The following is a 16,255-nucleotide window of genomic DNA, read 5'->3' on the forward strand; positions in this document are numbered from 1 at the left end:
TGGTGTTTCGGTGGTCATAGCGAGAGGGAAACGCCCGGTTACATTCCGAACCCGGAAGCTAAGCCTTTTAGCGCCGATGGTACTGCAGGGGGGACCCTGTGGGAGAGTAGGACGCCGCCGAACAATTATTGATGAGAGCTCGGGTCCCCCGATTTATTCGAGGGACCCGAGCTCTTTTGCGTTGTACGGTCGGCCCATGGGATACGTGATACGACCGGTGGCGCCGGCCGAGTGGCGGGAGATCCGCGAGGTCCGGTTGACGGCCCTTCAGGACCCGGTCAGCGCCGTGGCGTTCGCCAGGAGCTACGCCGAGGAGTCGGCGTTGCCCGACGAGGTGTGGCAGCAGCGGTCCTCCGGGAACGGTGCCCAGCAGTTCGCCGTCATCCGGGAGCCGGACCCGGACGCCACACCCAAGGGCACTCAACCCAGCGCGGACTGGGTCGGGATGGCGGTGGTGATCGCCGAACGCCCGGACCGCCACAGCGTCAACGCCGTCTATCTGCGACCCGAAGTACGCGGTTCCGGCCTGGCCGCGGAGCTGTTCAGTACCCTCATCGCGTGGTCCTGGGAACGTACCGACCGTCTCTACCTCTGGGTGCACGAGAAGAACCCGCGGGCGGAGGCGCTCTACCGGCGGATCGGGTTCGAGCGGACCGGCCGCACCATGGCCTACCCGAAGGACCCCGCCCAGACCGAGTACGAGATGGCGCTCCACCGGGACTGAGCCCCGGCCGTCGACGCGCCGGTCATGCGGGGGACAGCCGGGGGGACGGCCGGGCTGAGAGGGTAGGCGTAGGGGAGCGGATCCAGGTCCGGGTGGGAGGGGGATTCGGCTGCAGGGGACGACGAGTTCTGGGAGTCTGTGGTGTCTGCACAGGAAGAACCCGAAGCGGCGGAGCCCGCGGAGTCTCGGGGAGCAAGGAGGAATGCCGTGCGGGGCAGCATTCACGCCGATGCGACGACGATGGCACCGGAGGCGGCACTGACCGAGGAGGCAGCGGTCGCCGGGGGTGCGGCAGACGAGGGAGTACAGGCCGAGACAGGGGTACTGGCGGCCGCGCAGGCCGGGGACGACGACGCGTTCCAGGAGCTCGTCGGACCGTACCGGCGCGAGTTGCAGGTGCACTGCTACCGGATGCTGGGGTCGATCCAGGACGCCGAGGACCTGACGCAGGAGACGCTGCTGGCGGCCTGGCGGGGTCTGGCAGGATTCGAGGGACGCGCCTCGGTGCGGACCTGGCTGTACCGGATCGCCACGAACCGTTGCCTCAACGAATTGCGCGCCGGTGCGCGCAGGTCGCGTGACCTGACGGAAATGCGCAAGCAGGAGGCGATCCTGCCCGAGCCGTCGCGCCGCCGGGCGGAGCCGACCTGGCTGGAGCCGTATCCGGACGCGCTGCTGGACGAGGTGCCGGACCGCGCGCCGGGGCCGGAGGCGCGGTACGAGACCAGGGAGTCGGTGTCGCTTGCGTTTCTGATCGCGATACAGCAGCTTCCGCCCAACCAGCGGGCCGTGCTGGTGCTGCGGGACGCGCTGGGGTTCCGCGCCGCGGAGGTGTCGGAGATCCTGGGCATCACCACGGTCGCCGTCAACAGCGCACTGCGCCGGGCGCGGGCCGGGCTGGAGGAGAACGAGGGGCTGCAGCGGCCGGACCGCGAGAACGCCCCCCTGCCGGGCTCGTTGCAGGAGCGGCGGATCGTGGACGGCTTCACGCACGCCTTCGAGACGGGCGACGTGGACGCACTCGTGGCGCTGCTGACCGAGGACGCGCTGCTCACCATGCCGCCGCTGCCGCTGGAGTACCAGGGTCAGGCCGCGATCGGCGACTTCCTGGCATCGGTCGCGCTGCGCGAGGGCCGCAGCTACGCACTGCGGGCGACGCGCGCGAACGGCCAGCCGGCCTTCGGCGCGTACGCCCGGGACTGGGACAGCCCGGTGCTCCACCCGCACGGCGTGGTGGTGCTGACCCTGGCCGGGGACCGGATCGCGGGAGTGACCCGCTTCCTGGACAACGTGCTGATGACGTCGTTCGGGCTGCCGGAGTCGCTCAGGGCGGCCTGACCGGAGCCTGTCCTGCAACCAAGCCGTCCCGTACGCACGCGACGCGCGCCCGGCACCGTATCCGTGCGGCCGCGGCGCGCGCCGGACGGGCCGCCACCGCCACCGCCACCGTACGAACGCCCCTGACACGAAGGCCCTCAGGCGATACGGGCCAGCTCGTCGGCCCGGACCGCGCCGAGCAGCGGCTCGCCGCGGATCCAGCGTTCGACCTCGGCCACGGCGTACGCGCCCAAGCGCTGCACCTCGGTGCCCTGGGCGCCGGCGATGTGCGGGGTGAGCAGGACGTTGGGCAGGGAGTGCAGGGGGTGGCCGGGCGGGAGGGGCTCGGGGTCGGTGACGTCGAGGTAGGCGTCGAGGCGGCCGGACGCGCACTCGCGGGTGAGGGCGTCGGTGTCCACCAGCCGGCCGCGGGCGGTGTTGACGACCGCGGCGCCGTTCCTGAGCAGCGCCAGGCGGCGGGCGTCGAGCAGGTGGTGGGTCTCGGGCAGGTCGGGGGCGTGGACGGTGACGATGTCGGCGGCGCGGCACAGGTCGTCCGGGCTCACGAGTTCGGCGCCGAGGGCGGCGGCCTGCTCGGGGGTGACGTAGGGGTCGGCGAGCAGGATCCGGTACGCGGCGGTGGCCGCGCGCAGCCGGGCGATGACGCCGCGGCCGATGCGGGAGGCACCGATGACGCCGACGACCGCGCCGTCGGCGCCGCGCCGGTCGCCGTAGGCGGGCAGCAGGCCCCGGTGGTAGTCGGCGGCGCCGCCGAGGGCGCGGCGGGCGGCGAACCAGATCGCGGCGAGGGTGAACTCGACCACCGGCCCGGCGTTGGCGTCGGCGGCCGACGACACGGCGATGCCGCGCTGCCACACCTCCGGGCGGACGTGGCCTTTGACGGTGCCGGCGGCGTGGATCACCGCGGCCAGCCGGGGCGCGCGGGCGAGCACAGCGGCGTCCAGCGGCGGGCAGCCCCAGCCGGTGAGCAGGATGTCGGTGGCGGCGAGCGCGTCGGCGGGCAGGGTGGTGCCGCGGGCGTCGGCCGCGCCGGAGTCGACCCCGCCCGCGCCCGGGCCGGAGGTGCCGGTGCCGAAGTCGGTGACCGGCCGCGGATGGACGGTGGCCAGGGCGGCGAGGCGGTCGCGCAGCGGGGCCGGCAGCACCAGGTCCACGATGTCCGGGCGCATCGCCACCACCAGGTTGGGCCGCTCCGCCATGTGTGTCCGCTCCTCGCGCGATGTGCCGGTCGTCGAGCCGGCCGGGGCTGCCCGGGCGGCTGCTTCGGGGCGGCCGGACGGGTGCGTTCGGCCGTACGCCACGGGGCCGTCGCCGCCCCTGCCCCCGCTTTCGTACGGCGCCCGTACAGCTCTGCGTCGGTGCGTCATCGGTGGCGTAAGCGGTTACGCCCATCCGGCCCGAGAGTAAGCGCGTACTGTTCCGGCCGTCAATGAGTTGGCCTGCCCCCGGCCTGTATTCGGCCGGGCTGCGGGGGTCCTCCGGGGCCCGCCGATGCGGGAGCGATCGGGCCGTCGGCAGTAACCGCTTCAGGTACCCCGCCGCTGTCGCCGGGCACCGGGCCGGCCCGGACCCCGGTGTCGCGGGGAGGCCCGTACGCGGTCGGCGCCACTACGCTGGCCGCGGCGCGGCGCGGTGCGGCAGCCGCGAACAGGCGGGCACAGGCGGGTGGGCGGGATGGCGGACAGAGCGCAGGGTCCGGGGCCGGCCGGTGGCCGGAACCGGGTGACCATCAGGGACGTGGCGGGCCGGGCCGGGGTGTCGGTCGCCACCGTCTCGCGGGTGCTGGCCGGGAACTACCCGACGTCGGCCGCGGCCCGCGCCAAGGTGCTGCGCGCGGTCAAGGACCTGGACTACGTGATCGACGGCCGGGCGCGGGCGCTGGCCGGGACCGGGCCGCGTACGGTCGCCGTGATCGTGATGTCGGTGGACAGCGCCTTCTACGCCACGGTGGCGCAGGGCGTGGAGCAGGAGGCGGCGGCCCGCGGCCGGCTGTGCATGGTGTGCAGCCACGGCGGGGACGAGGCGCGGGAGCTGGCGCTGGTGCAGATGATGCGCGAGCAGCGGGCCGAGTTCGTGGTGCTGGTCGGCGGCGCGGTGGAGAACGAGCGCTACCGGGCCCGGCTGACGGAGTACGCCCACGGGCTGGCGGCCGCCGGCTCCCGGCTGGTGCTGTGCGGGCGTCCGGCGCCCGGCCCGGACACGCCGGTGCTGGTGGTGGAGTACGACAACGAGGCCGGCGCGTACGCGGTGGTGAGCCATCTGCTGGCCGCCGGGCACCGCGACATCCTCTACCTGGGGCTGCTGCCCGGGCACACCACGGTCGAGCCGCGGATCGCCGGCTACCGGCGGGCGCTGGCCGACCACGGCCTGGGTCCCGGCGCGGTCCGGCCGGCCGGCCGGGGACTCGGCCGGGCCAATGGCTACGCCGCGATGCGGGAGATCCTCGCCGAGTGCGGCGGGCGGCCGGACTTCACCGCGGTGTTCGCCGGTGACGACATGGTGGCGGCCGGTGCGATGGCGGCGCTGCGCGAGTACGGGCTGTCCGTGCCGGGGGACGTGTCGGTGGTCGGCTACAACAACGACTTCGTCGCCCAGGACCTGAACCCGCCGCTGACGACGGTCAGCATCCCCGCGTACGAACTGGGCCGTGAGGCGGTGCGGCTGGCGCTGGCCGAGGAGGCGGCGGATGTTCCCCGTGGCGCCGCGCAGAGCCGGCATCTGCTGGGCACGCACATCGTGCTGCGCCAGTCGGTGGCGCCGCGCCGCTGAGCCGGGCCCGGACCGTCACGGCCTTCGCCCGGCTGCCGTGACGCCCGAACGGATTGCCCCGGACCGTGAGCCGGAGAGCGCCGCTCAGCGGATCCGCACCGCGTCCGGGACCGACGGCGGCAGGGTGTCGGCGGTCTCGTCGCCGAGGGCGAGGCGGACGTCGGCGTCCTGCCACAGTGGGGCGTGCCAGCGGGCCAGGGCCTGTTCGGGGGAGCGCAGGACGGCCAGGGTGGGCAGGCCGGCCGCATGGCCGCCGGACAGCAGTGCGGGCAGGTCCGGGACCGGGGCCAGGGCGGCCACGTCGTCCAGGACGAAGGTGAGTGGTGGGTCGAGCCGGCCGGCGGATGACCCTGCGGCCATGCGCCGGCCGTGCTCGACCACGCTGGATACGAGCGACGTGAGCAGCGGCATGGTGCCCGGCCGGGAGGCGGGGTCCTCGATGCGCTCGCCCACTACGTACAGCGTTCCCCGTTCGGCGACGAACGACTCCAGATCCAGGCCCCCGGCCCGGGTGGGGCTGCACGCGTCGCGGATGTGCACGGTGTTCAGCGGCTCGAGCAGGTGCCGGATCAGGGCGAGGGCGGCGTCGCGCCGGTCGGGGTGGGCGTGCAGCACCGATTCCAGTTCCCCGCTCCAGCCGCCGGCCGCGGCCACGTGCGTGCGCAGGATCCGTACCGCCTCGCCGGCCGCGGTGCTTCCGGCAGCCCAGCGCTGGACCTGGCGGAAGGGGCGGCCGTCCACGGCGGCGGCGTGCAGCCAGCAGCGCAGCAGGGTCACCGCGGTGTCGTGCACGATCGCCTCGTCGGCGCGGGCGGTGCGCAGGGGGGCGAGCAGGGCGCGGGCCCGTACCGCCGCGTCCGCGGGGTGCTCGCAGCCGGCGTGCGGCGCCCAGCGCAGCCGTCCGGGCACGTCGATGAGGTGCGCGGGGTCGTAGACGTGGACGGGGCCGAGCTTGGCGCGGTTGCCGACCGTCTGGTGGTACGTGTCGGGGTCCGCGGTGGTGACGACGACAGGTCCGGCGGCGGCGAGGACGGCCGGCTGGGTGACGCGTTTGGCCTTGTCGCCGCGTTCGCGGGCGAACAGGGCGTAGGTGCGGGTCACTTCGCCGTCGGCCAGCGGGGAGGCGGCGCGGGTCGGGTCGGGGGCGACGGCGGGCAGCACCGAGGTGGGGGCCTCGTCGCGGACGGTGGCGCCGGGCGGGGCGGCCTGCGGCACCGTACGGAACCAGGCGTCCAGGCTCTCGTCGCCGGCCTTCGCGGCCGCGCGGCGCGGGGTGGGCACGCCGGCGGCCGGGGCCGGTCCGGTGACGAGGGGCTGCCCGGGCTCGTCGGCTTCGGCCGCGCGGACGGGTGCGGGGGCGCGGCGCCCGGCGGGGCGCCTGCGGGCGTAGCGCAGCCGGGCCAGGGTGTTGATCACCCAGACCATGACCACGATCAGCACCATGAACTGGCTGATGAACACCCCCCAGAACAGGCCGGAGGAGGGCAGTGCGGCCTGTTCGGCGTCCGGCCAGGCGGCGGGGATGTCGTGCGGGTCCCCGATCAGGTCGCGCAGGGCCCGCGGGGTGCGGGTGAAGTGCAGGTCGTGCGGCCAGTGGCCGTGGGCGAGCAGGCCGGCGATGCCGGTGCCCGTCCAGGCCAGGAACGTCACTCCCAGGAGAACGCCGATGATGCCGACGACCAGGCCGTCCGGCAGGCCGCCCGACTCCTTCTTCCGGTCCGCCATGACGTCACCTCACCTCCTGCTCGGCTGTGGGCCGCTAAGCCACTTCGTCGGCCATGTGCTGGGCGAGCGCCGCCGCGTGGGCCCGGGCGCGGGCCTCGGCCTCCGCGTCGGCCTCCGCCTCCAGGTCGGCGGCATGCTGCTGGGAGCTCTCGGTCATGGCCCGGTCGGTGAAGACCAGCGGCCGTTCCAGCTCGGTGACCAGGTGTTTGACGACCTGTACGTTGCCGTTGACGTCCCAGACGGCGATGCCGGGGGTGAGGGTCGGGATGATCTCCACCGCCCAGCGCGGCAGGCCCAGCACCCGCCCGGTGGCGCGTGCCTCGTCGGCCTTCTGGGCGTAGATGGTGCGGGTGGAGGCCATCTTCAGGATGGCGGCGGCCTCCTTGGCGGCGGCGCCGTCCACCACGTCGGACAGGTGGTGGACGACCGCGACGAAGGACAGGCCCAGCCGGCGGCCGAACTTCAGCAGCCGCTGGAAGAGCTGCGCGACGAACGGCGAGTTGATGATGTGCCATGCCTCCTCGACCAGGAAGATGCGTTTCTTCCGGTCGGGGCGGATCCAGGTGTGCTCCAGCCACACGCCGACGATCGCCATCAGGATGGGCATGGCGATGGAGTTGCGGTCGATGTGCGACAGGTCGAAGACGATCAGCGGCGAGTCGAGGTCGATGCCGTCGCTGGTGGGCCCGTCGAACATGCCGCGCAGGTCGCCGTCGACCAGCCGGTCCAGCACCAGCGCCACGTCCAGGCCCCAGGCGCGTACGTCCTCCAGCTCGACGTTCATCGCCTCGGCGGACTCCGGGAGCGGGTGCCGCAGCCGTTCCACGATGTCGGTGAGGATCGGCTGGCGGTCGGTCACCGTCTCGGCGACGTAGGCGTGCGCGACCTTCAGGGCGAAGCCGGAGCGCTCGTCCAGGCCGCGGCCCATGGCCACCTCGATGATGGTGCGCAGCAGCGCGAGCTGGCCGGTGACGGTGATCGCCGGGTCCAGCGGGTTGAGCTTGATGCCGCCGTCCAGGGCGGCCATCGGGTCCAGCCGGATCGGGGTGAGGCCCATCGCGTTGGCGATCAGGTTCCACTCGCCGACGCCGTCCTCGCCCTGCGCGTCCAGCACCACCACCTGCCGGTCGCGGAACCGGAGCTGGCGCAGCACGTACGTCTTCTCCAGCGCGGACTTGCCGTTGCCGGACTCGCCGAGCACCAGCCAGTGCGGGGCGGGCAGCTGCTGGCCGTACAGCTGGAACGGGTCGTAGACGTAGCCCTTGCCCGAGTACACCTCGCGGCCGATGATCACCCCGGAGTCGCCCAGGCCGGGGGCTGCGGTGGGCAGGTAGACCGCCTGGGCCTGGCCGGTCGAGGTGCGGACCGGCAGGCGGGTGGTCTCCACGCGGCCGAAGAGGAAGCTGGTGAACGCGTCCGTGATCGCCGCGAGAGGGTCCAGCATGGGCATGGCAGTGGCCTCCTCGTACGGGCGGACTAGCGGCGGATGCCGGTGGCGAAGGGCAACGTATTGACGAATGCCCGATGGTGTTCACGATCGCACCACTCGAGCTTCAAATACGACTTACCAGCCGACGCGCGGATGGTGCGCTTGTCGCGGGCCAGGGCCTCCGGGGTGCGCGAGGAGACCGTGATGTAGCCGACCAGGTTCACTCCGGCCGCGCCGCTGGCCAGGTCCTCGCCGCGCTGGTCGACCCGGCCGGTGTGGGCGATGTCGCGCGGGTCCACCACGCGGTTCATCTTGGCGGCCCGGCTGGCGTCGGCGTCGTCGTTGGTCTTCTCCGTCAGCATCCGTTCGATGGCCACATCGGTCGGTTCCAGGTCCATCGTCACCGCCACCGTACGGATCACGTCCGGGGTGTGCACCAGCAGCGGCGCCAGGAAGTTCACCCCGACCGGGGTCAGCGGCCACTCCTTGATCCACGCGGTGGAGTGGTGCCAGGGCTCGCGGGTCGCCGACTCGCGCGTCTTGGCCTGCAGGTACGTCGGCTCGGTCGCGTCGAGTTCGGCCGGCCAGGTGTTGCGGCGGGTCATCGCCTGGATGTGGTCGATCGGGTGGTCCGGGTCGTACATCGAGTGGATCAGCGAGGCGAGCCGGGCCTGGCCGAGCGGCTGGCGCACCCGGATGTCGGCCTCGGCCAGCCGGGCGCAGATGTCGGTGAGCTCGCGGGCCATCACCGCGGCGAGCCCCGCGTCCTTGTCGACCTTCGAGCCGCGGCCGGTCATGGCGCGGGCCATCGCGGCGCCCTCGGCGGCCAGTTCCCGGGTGAAGTGCATGCACGCCACCAGATAGGCGCGGTGCTGCTCGGAGGAGGTGGACACCATCGACTGCAACTGGTCGTAGGAGTCCTTCAGCCACCGGTCGGCCTCGGGGTCGCCGCGCTGCGCCACGTCCTTGGCGTGCGCGTCGGGGTCGGCGGGCAGGGTACGGGCCAGCATCTGCAGCCGCGTCACGTAGCCGTCCCCGTTGGCGACGTGCTTGAGCAGCGTGCCGAAGCGTTCCACCAGCGCTTCCTGGTCCTCGCTGTCGCGCAGGCCCACGCCCGGGCCCTCGATCTCGATGGCCGCGGTGACGGTGCGCCGGTCCACGTGCAGCAGCACGGCGATCTCGTCCGGGCCGAAGGGCGCGGTCAGCCAGGTGATCCGGCCGATGCCGGGGGGCGGGCCGACCTCGACCTCGCGCCCGTCCAGCCGGGTGCCGGCCTCCTGTACCGCGGACCGGTAGGCGGGCGCGACCCGCAGCGTACGGCGGTAGGAGCGGTTGATCTCGAACCAGCGGTAGAAGGTGCGCCTGCGGTACGGCATGTACACCGCGGCGAGGGCCAGGGTCGGCCAGCTCACCAGGCCCACGATCCGCAGCAGGAGTATCGGCACCAGCAGGCCGCACAGCATGCCGAGACCCGCGCCGCCGATGATCAGGGCGATCTCGCCCGTCTCCCGGTTCTTGCCCACGATGGCGTTGGGCCGGGCCTTGCCGATCAGATACGTGCGCCGCGGCTGGGTGAACGGTTGCACCGTCACCTGCGGTCACCTCCCTGCGAAGAGCCGTTGTTCGACGATCCGAAACCGGACCGGAAGGGTGAAGCGGCCTGTGCGGGGTCGGCGCCGCCCTGGGGCTGGGCCGGGTTGCGGGAGCTGTGCGCGGCGATTCCGCCGGCCACCGGGTTGGACGGCTGCGCGCCGCCTCCCGTGGCCTGCTCCTGGGGTCCGCCGCGGGCGCTGTGCGTCTTGATGCCCTGCTTGACCAGTGCGGCAGGGGAGGAGATCACCGCGGCGGCCTGGCTGCCGCCGGCGCCCGCGTCCTTGCGGCTGTTGCGCAGGTTCACCACGTCGTCGCCGAAACCGGGTACGAACCGGTAGATGGCGAAGCTGGCGAAGATGGCCAGCAGGATGATCGCCAGGCCCGAGACGACCGCGGAGAACGCCCCCGGGCCGTTGTCGTTCGACGACAGCGCGCCGGCCAGCCCGAGCACGATCACGATCACCGGCTTGACCAGGATCACCGCGATCATGATGCCGGCCCAGCGCCTGACGTGGTGCCACATGTTCTTGTCCACCAGGCCCGCGTACACCGCGGTGCCCAGCAGGGCGCCCACGTACAGCAGCGCGGCCCGGATCACCAGCTCCAGCCACAGCACGCCCGCCGCCAGCACGGACACCAGCGAGACCACGATCAGCATGATCGGGCCGCCGCCGATGTCGGTGCCCTTGGTGAGCGCCTGGGAGAACGAGCCGAAGAAGACCTGCGTGTCGGACTTGGTGCCCGAGGAGACCACGGTGGTGACCGCGTCCGTCGCGCTCACCACGGTGTAGAGGATCAGCGGGGTGAACGCGCTGGCCAGCACGGTCAGCCACAGGAAGCCCACGGCCTCGGTCAGCGCCTCGGTCAGCGGCACGCCGCGCACCGCGCGCTTGGCGACCGCCAGCAGCCACAGCACCAGCGTCAGGATCGTCGAGGCGGCGAAGACCACCGCGTACTGGCGCAGGAACGCGGTGTTCGTGAAGTCGACCTGCGTGGTCCTGTTCACCGCCTCGGCCAGCTTGTCGATCGACCACGACGCGGCGGTGGCGCAGCCCTTGGCGAGGGAGGTGAGGGGGTCGAGGGAGTCCGCCGCGCCGCTCTTGGGGGCGGGGGCGGGGTTGCCTTGCGTGCAGTAGGCCTTGGCGGGGCCCGCAATGAGGGCGCAGGGGTCGGACTTGGGGGTGGCCTTCGGGCCGGTGGGCGTCGGGGTGGGCGTGGCGGGGGCGGCCACGGCGCGGCTCGCCAGGGCCCAGGCGGCGGCCTGGAGGCCGGCCAGGGCCGCGGGGAGCGACAGTCGGCGGAGGGTGCGGCTAGCGGGCATAGGTGAAGCCTCCGAAGCCCTGCACGGCACCGGCGATCTCGTCGGCCGTGGAGACGGGATTGTCGCCGCTGACGGGGGTCGGGCCCTTGGTCTGGCCGGTCGTGACGACCTTCCAGTCCGAACCGTTCCACCGCAGTTGGAAGGTGACGGTGAACCAACTGCTGGTCACCGGCTTGGTCGAGTCGGTGCCGGCCAGGCCGAACAGGCCCAGGCACCACACCGCCACGTCTGCGCGCGTTCCGTCGTACTGCGTGGTCTTCGCCCCTGCGGGCAGCGTCCTGCTGACGAAGGTCTGTCCGGTCGGGGCCTTGCCGTCCGCGGTGAGTCCCACCTGGGCGTTGAAGGTCGCGTTGTAGTCGCGGTCGAAGCCGCCCTGCAGGGCGTTCACAGCGCTCGCGTCGGCGATCGTGTTGACGATCACATGCCGCTGCCCGGTGTCGAACATGCCCGTCCCGCCGAGCGCCACCGCGTAGTTCGCCGCGGCCGACTGCGCCCCCTGCTGGGTGTGGGCGAAGCCCGAGGGGATGCCGTTGGTGTGGCCGGCGACGGGGGCCGTGCCGGAGGGGGCGGTGGCCGAGCCGCTCTTCGCGGAACCGGATCCCGAACCGGAACCGGAAGCGGAATCCGAGGCGGATGAGCCGGTGGAGCCGGAGGCGGTGGAGGTGCCGGGGGAGGAGGCGTCGCTGTGGTGGCCGCCGCGGTTGGCGAAGGCGATCGCGGCGATGAGGAGGACGACGATGCTGACGACGGTGACCAGGGCGCGTCGGGGCTGGGGCGGTCGGCGGGCGGGGCCGCCGCGGCCCTCGGGCATGCGGGTCCTGGTCGGGGGTCCGTCCTGGCCGAGACTCATCGGGGAGCCGCCTTCGCGGGCACGCCGAAGCCGCGGGCGTCGCGGACGGCACCGCTGCTTGATCGAGTGGGCATCAGCACACAGCCTCGGATGTGAAGGTGGGGCGGGGGCCGTGGGCCGGCCGCGGGAGTCCGCGGAGCCGGCCGTCGGCAGGGGCTAGACGGCCATCCCGTACACGATGGTGAACAGCGTGCCGAGTGAACCGATGATGAACACACCGGTCAGCCCGGCGATGATCAATCCCTTGCCCTGCTCCGCGCTGAAGGTGTCGCGCAGAGCGGTCGCGCCGATCCGCTGTTTCGCCGCGCCCCAGATCGCGATGGCCAGGCACAGCAGGATCGCCACCGCCATGACCACTTCGATCATCACACGCGCCTGGTTGCCCAGGGAACCGAAAGGTCCCCAGTCGGGCGCGATGCCGCCGATGATCGTGTTGATGTCGCCCTTTGCGGCTGCCAGGTACATAGAACTCACCACCCCGCTCGATCAGTTGACCTCCTCGCCGGGGCGCAAGGGGCCAGGATCTATCTTGACGGAGGATTCCGCTCTTGCATGTCGACTCAACGACTTTCTCGGCGGATCCTCCGTGTGATCCGGCCTCAGACCGTCAAAATGGTGCGCGGACCGGTGTTCGAAAGTAGCGACGACTACTCTGTGTATCACGAGCATCACCGTAGGGCAACGGGAAGGGGTGGCCCGCCGTGGCGCGGAGATTGTGGCTGATCGTCACCATCGCTGTGGGGCTGTTCTTTTCGCTGATCGCGCTGCTCGTGGTGGGGACGTTCTCGGCCGCGGCGGGGCTGGCGAAGAACGTGGTGCAGGTGTCGTTGGCCAAGGGTGCGGTGCCGGCCGCGTATCAGCCGATCGTGCAGCAGTGGGGGAACTTGTGTCCGGCGCTGAACCCGGCGCTGCTGGCCGCCCAGCTCTACCAGGAGAGCGGGTGGAACCCGCTGGCCCACAGCGGGGCGAACGCCGACGGCATCGCGCAGTTCATCCCGGGCACCTGGGCCACGCACGGGGTGGACGGCAATCACGACGGCAAGGCCGACGTGTGGGACCCGCAGGACGCGATCCCGTCGGCCGCCAGTTACGACTGCGAACTGGCCTCGTACGTGAAGGACGTGCCGGGGGACAACAGCGACAACATGCTGGCCGCCTACAACGCGGGCGCGTACGCGGTGATCAAGTACGGCGGCATACCGCCGTACGCCGAGACGCAGAACTACGTGAAGGTGATCCGCTCGCTGGAGAAGAGCTTCGCCGCGCCGGTGGGCCGGGTGGCGCCGTCGCAGCAGGCCGCGGCGGCGATCTACTACGCGCAGCAGCAGCTCGGCAAGAGGTACCTGTGGGGCGGCGAGGGCCGGGCCGACCAGGGCGGACGGTTCGACTGCTCGGGGCTGACGCAGGCGTCGTACGCGTCGGTCGGCATCAGCCTGCCGCGCGTGGCCAACGACCAGTGGAACGCGGGGCCGCATCCCGGCCGCGATCAACTCCTGCCGGGCGACCTGGTGTTCTTCGCCTATGATCTGACCGACCCGCGGTCCATCCATCACGTGGGCATCTACGTGGGCGGCGGCTACATGATCGACGCGCCGCACACGGGCGCGGTCATCCGCTTCGACCCGATCGACTCCGCCGACTACATCGGCGCCACGCGGGTCACCCAGGACGGCGCGGCGGCTCTTCCGGTCACCGGGGTGTAGGCGCGCAAGGGGGCGCGCGCAGGGCGCGTACGGCGTGTGCGGGGGCGTATTGAAGCTCGGCGGCGCACGCGGACCGGCGCGCGCTCCGGACGTCTGTTCGGCCGAAACTCCTGTGACGGGTGCGCTGGGTGAGCCGTTGGCCCGAGCATGGGGGTCGGCGGCCGGTCAACCCTCGCTCCCGGTCACCCTTGGATAACGGCATGGTGATCATCCGGCGAAGACCGGAACGTCACATGCGCAGGCGCTCGTTGTACGGGGAAGAATGGCTTGGGACTCAAGCGACGGGGGTTGCACACGAGCCGAGCCACGTACCGCCGGTTGCAAGGTAAGGGGCAGTACCGCCATGGCACAGGTCGCTGACGACAGCGTCAACCCTGACATCAGCCTGCTGCGCGGCATCAACGGCCTCGCCAGACAGGCGCCCCGCGGCGTCGACCGGGCCGTGCAGTTCATCGGCGACTACGGTCTGCTGGCCGTGCTGGCCGTCCTCACCTTCTGGTGCTGGTGGCGGGTGGCCCGGCGCGCCGCCGAAGCCCCGGCCGCCGTCGCCGGCGTGGCCTGGGCGGTGCTGGCCGCGGGCCTGTCGCTGCTGCTGGGCCTGCCCATCCGCGCGCTCGTCGCGCGCCCGCGCCCGTACGAGGAACACGACGGCCTGGACGTCCTGGTGCGCACCGCCCACGACTACTCCTTCGTCAGCGGGCGGGCCGCCTTCGCCGGGGCGGTCGCGGTCGGCCTGTTCATGGTCAGCCGCCGGGCCGGCCTGATCGCCGGGGTGCTCGCCCTCGCCGAGGGCTTCACCCAGGTCTACACCGGCGCGCACTACCCCACTGACGTCGTCGGCGGGTTCGCGCTCGGCGCCGCCACCGCCCTGCTGCTCGCCCCGATCGCGCTGGCCCTGCTCACCGCCGCGGCCACCGCCACCGCCCGCTCCCGCTGGAAGCTGCTGGTCCGCGCCCCCGGCGCCGCCACCCGGCCGGCACCGCGCCCGGGTCAGGCTGCCACGCCCCGGCACAGCGCCGCCGACAAGGACCTGGCGGCCTGACCCGGGCGCAGGACCGGCCCGGCGCGGTGAGCAGTCCTGAGCGGCTGCGGGCGTCCTGACGGCCCGTCCGGGCCTCACAGCGCCTGCGGGAAGTCGAACAGGCGCCCTGGGTCCAGACGGCGCTTGAGGGCCGTCAGCCGCGGCACGTTGGGGCCGTAGTAGGCGGTGCGCCAGGACGTCAGCGTCGGGTCGGTGTAGTTGGCGTACGCGCCGCCCGACGCCCAGCGGCGCACGGCGGCGTGAGTGTCCGTCAGCCAGGAGGCCGTGGTCAGCCGGTCCGAGGCGATGTACTGCGCCAGGAACCGGGCGCCGCGGTGCGGGAAGGCGGTGGCCGTCGGGGAGAGGCGGCCTACGGCGCCCCCCAGCGCGGTCAGCGCGATGCTGGCGCTGCCCGTCCCCGAGACGCGCGGCAGGTGCTCCATCCGCCCCAACATCGTGTCGATGCCGCCCGCCGGAAGGTCCGTGGTGTAGAAGTCCGAGCGCGCGGTGTACGTCTCGCGCCCCAGGCGGCCGTTCGGTGCCAGGTGGCACTGGGCGGCGGTCAGGCCCGAGCAGCCCGCGTACGCGAACATGGCGTCGATGTAGCCGTGGCGGCGCAGCGTCACCGACGAGGCGGGGGCGCCCACCGCCGTGGCCAGCGCGTCCGCGGCGGCCGACAGGCCCGCGTAGGAACCGGTGGACATCATCGGGACCGACACCGTGGGCGCGCCCCCGGCCGTGCAGTCCAGGTGCAGCGCCGACCAGATGGCGTCCGGTTGGTCCGGCCCCCACTGCTGCCAGGCCCGCACCACTGCCGCGGCCCGCGACCAGGGCCAGGTCAGATAGCCCGTCACCACCCCGGACGGCACCGGATGGGTACGGAAACGCAGTGCGGTGACCACCCCGAACTGCCCGTTGCCGCCGCCGCGCAGCCCCCACAGCAGCTCCGGATCGCTGCTCGCCGACACCTCGTGCTCCTGCCCGTCGGCCGTCACCATGGTGGCGCCGACCAGGCTGTCGCAGGTCAGGCCCATCGACCGGCTCACCACTCCGTGCCCGCCGCCCAGCGTCAGCCCGGAGATCCCCACCGACGGGCACGAGCCGCCGGGTATGGTCCGCCCCTGGGCGCCCAGCCGGCTGTAGACGTCGATCAGCTTGGCCCCCGCGCCGATCTCCGCCACCCCGTCGGCGCCGACCCGCACCGAGTTCAGCCGGGAGACGTCGATCACCAGCCTGCCGTCGCCGCTGGAGAAGCCCGCGTACGAGTGGCCGCCGCTGCGTATCGACGGGCGCGTGCCCGTGTCGCGCGCGAACGTCAGGCACGCGCGGATGTCCGCGGTTCCCGTCACGTAGGCGATGCCGGCCGGGCGCAAGGTGTCGAAGCGGGTGTTGTACAGGCGCCGCGCGGTCGCGTACGCCGCGTCCTGCGGCCGTACGAGTTCCCCGTGCAGCGTGCCGGCCAGGCCCTTCCAGTCGCCCGGGCCCGCGGTCGCCGGCGCCTTGGCGCCGGGCGTGTTTTCCGTCGCAGTGGCCGCTCGTGTCGTGGCGGGACTGCCGGCGGCCGTGGTGCCGCCCGGCGCGCCCTGCGCCCGGCCGCCCTTGTCCGTGCACCCGCTCAGCCACATGCCCGCGACCACCGCGCCGCCGGCCCCGAGCACCCCACGCCGCTTCATCCCGCCCACTCCTCTTCGGCCGTCGTCATTGCACCGCCTACCCGGAACCCCAGACGTCCCGTCCGGCCCTTCCGGTTGCCGGTCGCGAAGGGGTTCGGCGAAGGGCTCG

13 protein-coding genes and 1 rRNA gene are annotated in these 16,255 nt (G+C 72.9%); 6 read left to right on the plus strand and 8 right to left on the minus strand.

The features are described 5' to 3' along the window. Positions 1-6: 6 nt before the first annotated feature. The 3 genes from rrf to ITX44_RS28435 all read left to right on the plus strand — a co-directional run bounded on the left by rrf (position 7) and on the right by ITX44_RS28435 (position 2,062). A 5S ribosomal RNA gene (gene rrf, locus ITX44_RS28425) occupies positions 7-123 on the plus strand. Positions 124-196: 73 nt separating this feature from the next. Further along, on the plus strand, positions 197-724 hold the full coding sequence (locus ITX44_RS28430) for a GNAT family N-acetyltransferase (protein ID WP_205360407.1): 528 nt from the start codon (positions 197-199) through the stop codon (positions 722-724). A 207-nt stretch (positions 725-931) separates the two neighbouring features. After that, entirely contained in the window at positions 932-2,062 is a 1,131-nt protein-coding gene (locus tag ITX44_RS28435; RefSeq protein ID WP_307795530.1) for a sigma-70 family RNA polymerase sigma factor, read from the plus strand. Positions 2,063-2,199: 137 nt separating this feature from the next. Here the strand turns inward: ITX44_RS28435 and ITX44_RS28440 are convergent, their stop codons facing one another. Continuing rightward, on the minus strand, positions 2,200-3,261 hold the full coding sequence (locus ITX44_RS28440; protein ID WP_236061890.1) for a hydroxyacid dehydrogenase: 1,062 nt from the start codon (positions 3,259-3,261) through the stop codon (positions 2,200-2,202). A gap of 475 nt (positions 3,262-3,736) precedes the next feature. Here ITX44_RS28440 and ITX44_RS28445 point away from each other — a divergent pair, with 475 nt between their 5' ends. Continuing rightward, the gene (locus ITX44_RS28445; protein ID WP_205360408.1) at positions 3,737-4,831 is read left to right on the plus strand and encodes a LacI family DNA-binding transcriptional regulator; all 1,095 of its coding nucleotides are present in this window, start codon (positions 3,737-3,739) and stop codon (positions 4,829-4,831) included. A gap of 84 nt (positions 4,832-4,915) precedes the next feature. On the opposite strand, the gene ITX44_RS28450 is transcribed toward ITX44_RS28445, so the two are convergent. From ITX44_RS28450 to ITX44_RS28475, 6 genes are all read right to left on the minus strand, one after another. Continuing rightward, positions 4,916-6,556, minus strand: a complete 1,641-nt coding sequence (locus ITX44_RS28450) for a type IV secretory system conjugative DNA transfer family protein (protein WP_205360409.1) — start codon at positions 6,554-6,556, stop codon at positions 4,916-4,918. 34 nt (positions 6,557-6,590) lie between these two features. Beyond that, on the minus strand, positions 6,591-8,000 hold the full coding sequence (locus ITX44_RS28455; RefSeq protein WP_205360743.1) for an ATP-binding protein: 1,410 nt from the start codon (positions 7,998-8,000) through the stop codon (positions 6,591-6,593). 32 nt (positions 8,001-8,032) lie between these two features. Then, the gene (locus ITX44_RS28460) at positions 8,033-9,577 is read right to left on the minus strand and encodes an SCO6880 family protein (RefSeq protein WP_205360411.1); all 1,545 of its coding nucleotides are present in this window, start codon (positions 9,575-9,577) and stop codon (positions 8,033-8,035) included. Then, on the minus strand, positions 9,574-10,899 hold the full coding sequence (locus ITX44_RS28465) for a hypothetical protein (RefSeq protein WP_205360413.1): 1,326 nt from the start codon (positions 10,897-10,899) through the stop codon (positions 9,574-9,576). The genes ITX44_RS28460 and ITX44_RS28465 overlap by 4 nt, the downstream gene beginning before the upstream one ends. Next, positions 10,889-11,749, minus strand: a complete 861-nt coding sequence (locus tag ITX44_RS28470; protein ID WP_205360415.1) for a hypothetical protein — start codon at positions 11,747-11,749, stop codon at positions 10,889-10,891. Before ITX44_RS28470 ends, ITX44_RS28465 begins: the two co-directional genes overlap by 11 nt. A 156-nt stretch (positions 11,750-11,905) precedes the next feature. Then, positions 11,906-12,214: a DUF8827 family protein gene (locus ITX44_RS28475; RefSeq protein WP_205360417.1), complete on the minus strand. Its 309-nt coding sequence runs from the start codon at positions 12,212-12,214 to the stop codon at positions 11,906-11,908. A gap of 236 nt (positions 12,215-12,450) precedes the next feature. Between ITX44_RS28475 and ITX44_RS28480 the strand changes: the two genes are divergently transcribed. Both ITX44_RS28480 and ITX44_RS28485 read left to right on the plus strand, forming a co-directional pair. Next, entirely contained in the window at positions 12,451-13,452 is a 1,002-nt protein-coding gene (locus ITX44_RS28480) for a bifunctional lytic transglycosylase/C40 family peptidase (RefSeq protein WP_205360419.1), read from the plus strand. Between the two features lie 343 nt (positions 13,453-13,795). After that, entirely contained in the window at positions 13,796-14,494 is a 699-nt protein-coding gene (locus ITX44_RS28485) for a phosphatase PAP2 family protein (protein ID WP_205360421.1), read from the plus strand. A gap of 74 nt (positions 14,495-14,568) precedes the next feature. Here the strand turns inward: ITX44_RS28485 and ITX44_RS28490 are convergent, their stop codons facing one another. Continuing rightward, complete coding sequence (locus ITX44_RS28490) at positions 14,569-16,146, minus strand: FAD-binding oxidoreductase (RefSeq protein WP_205360423.1); 1,578 nt, start codon at positions 16,144-16,146, stop codon at positions 14,569-14,571. Positions 16,147-16,255 lie beyond the last annotated feature (109 nt).

The sequence above is a fragment of the Actinacidiphila acididurans genome (assembly GCF_016918855.1).
Classification (GTDB): domain Bacteria; phylum Actinomycetota; class Actinomycetes; order Streptomycetales; family Streptomycetaceae; genus Actinacidiphila; species Actinacidiphila acididurans.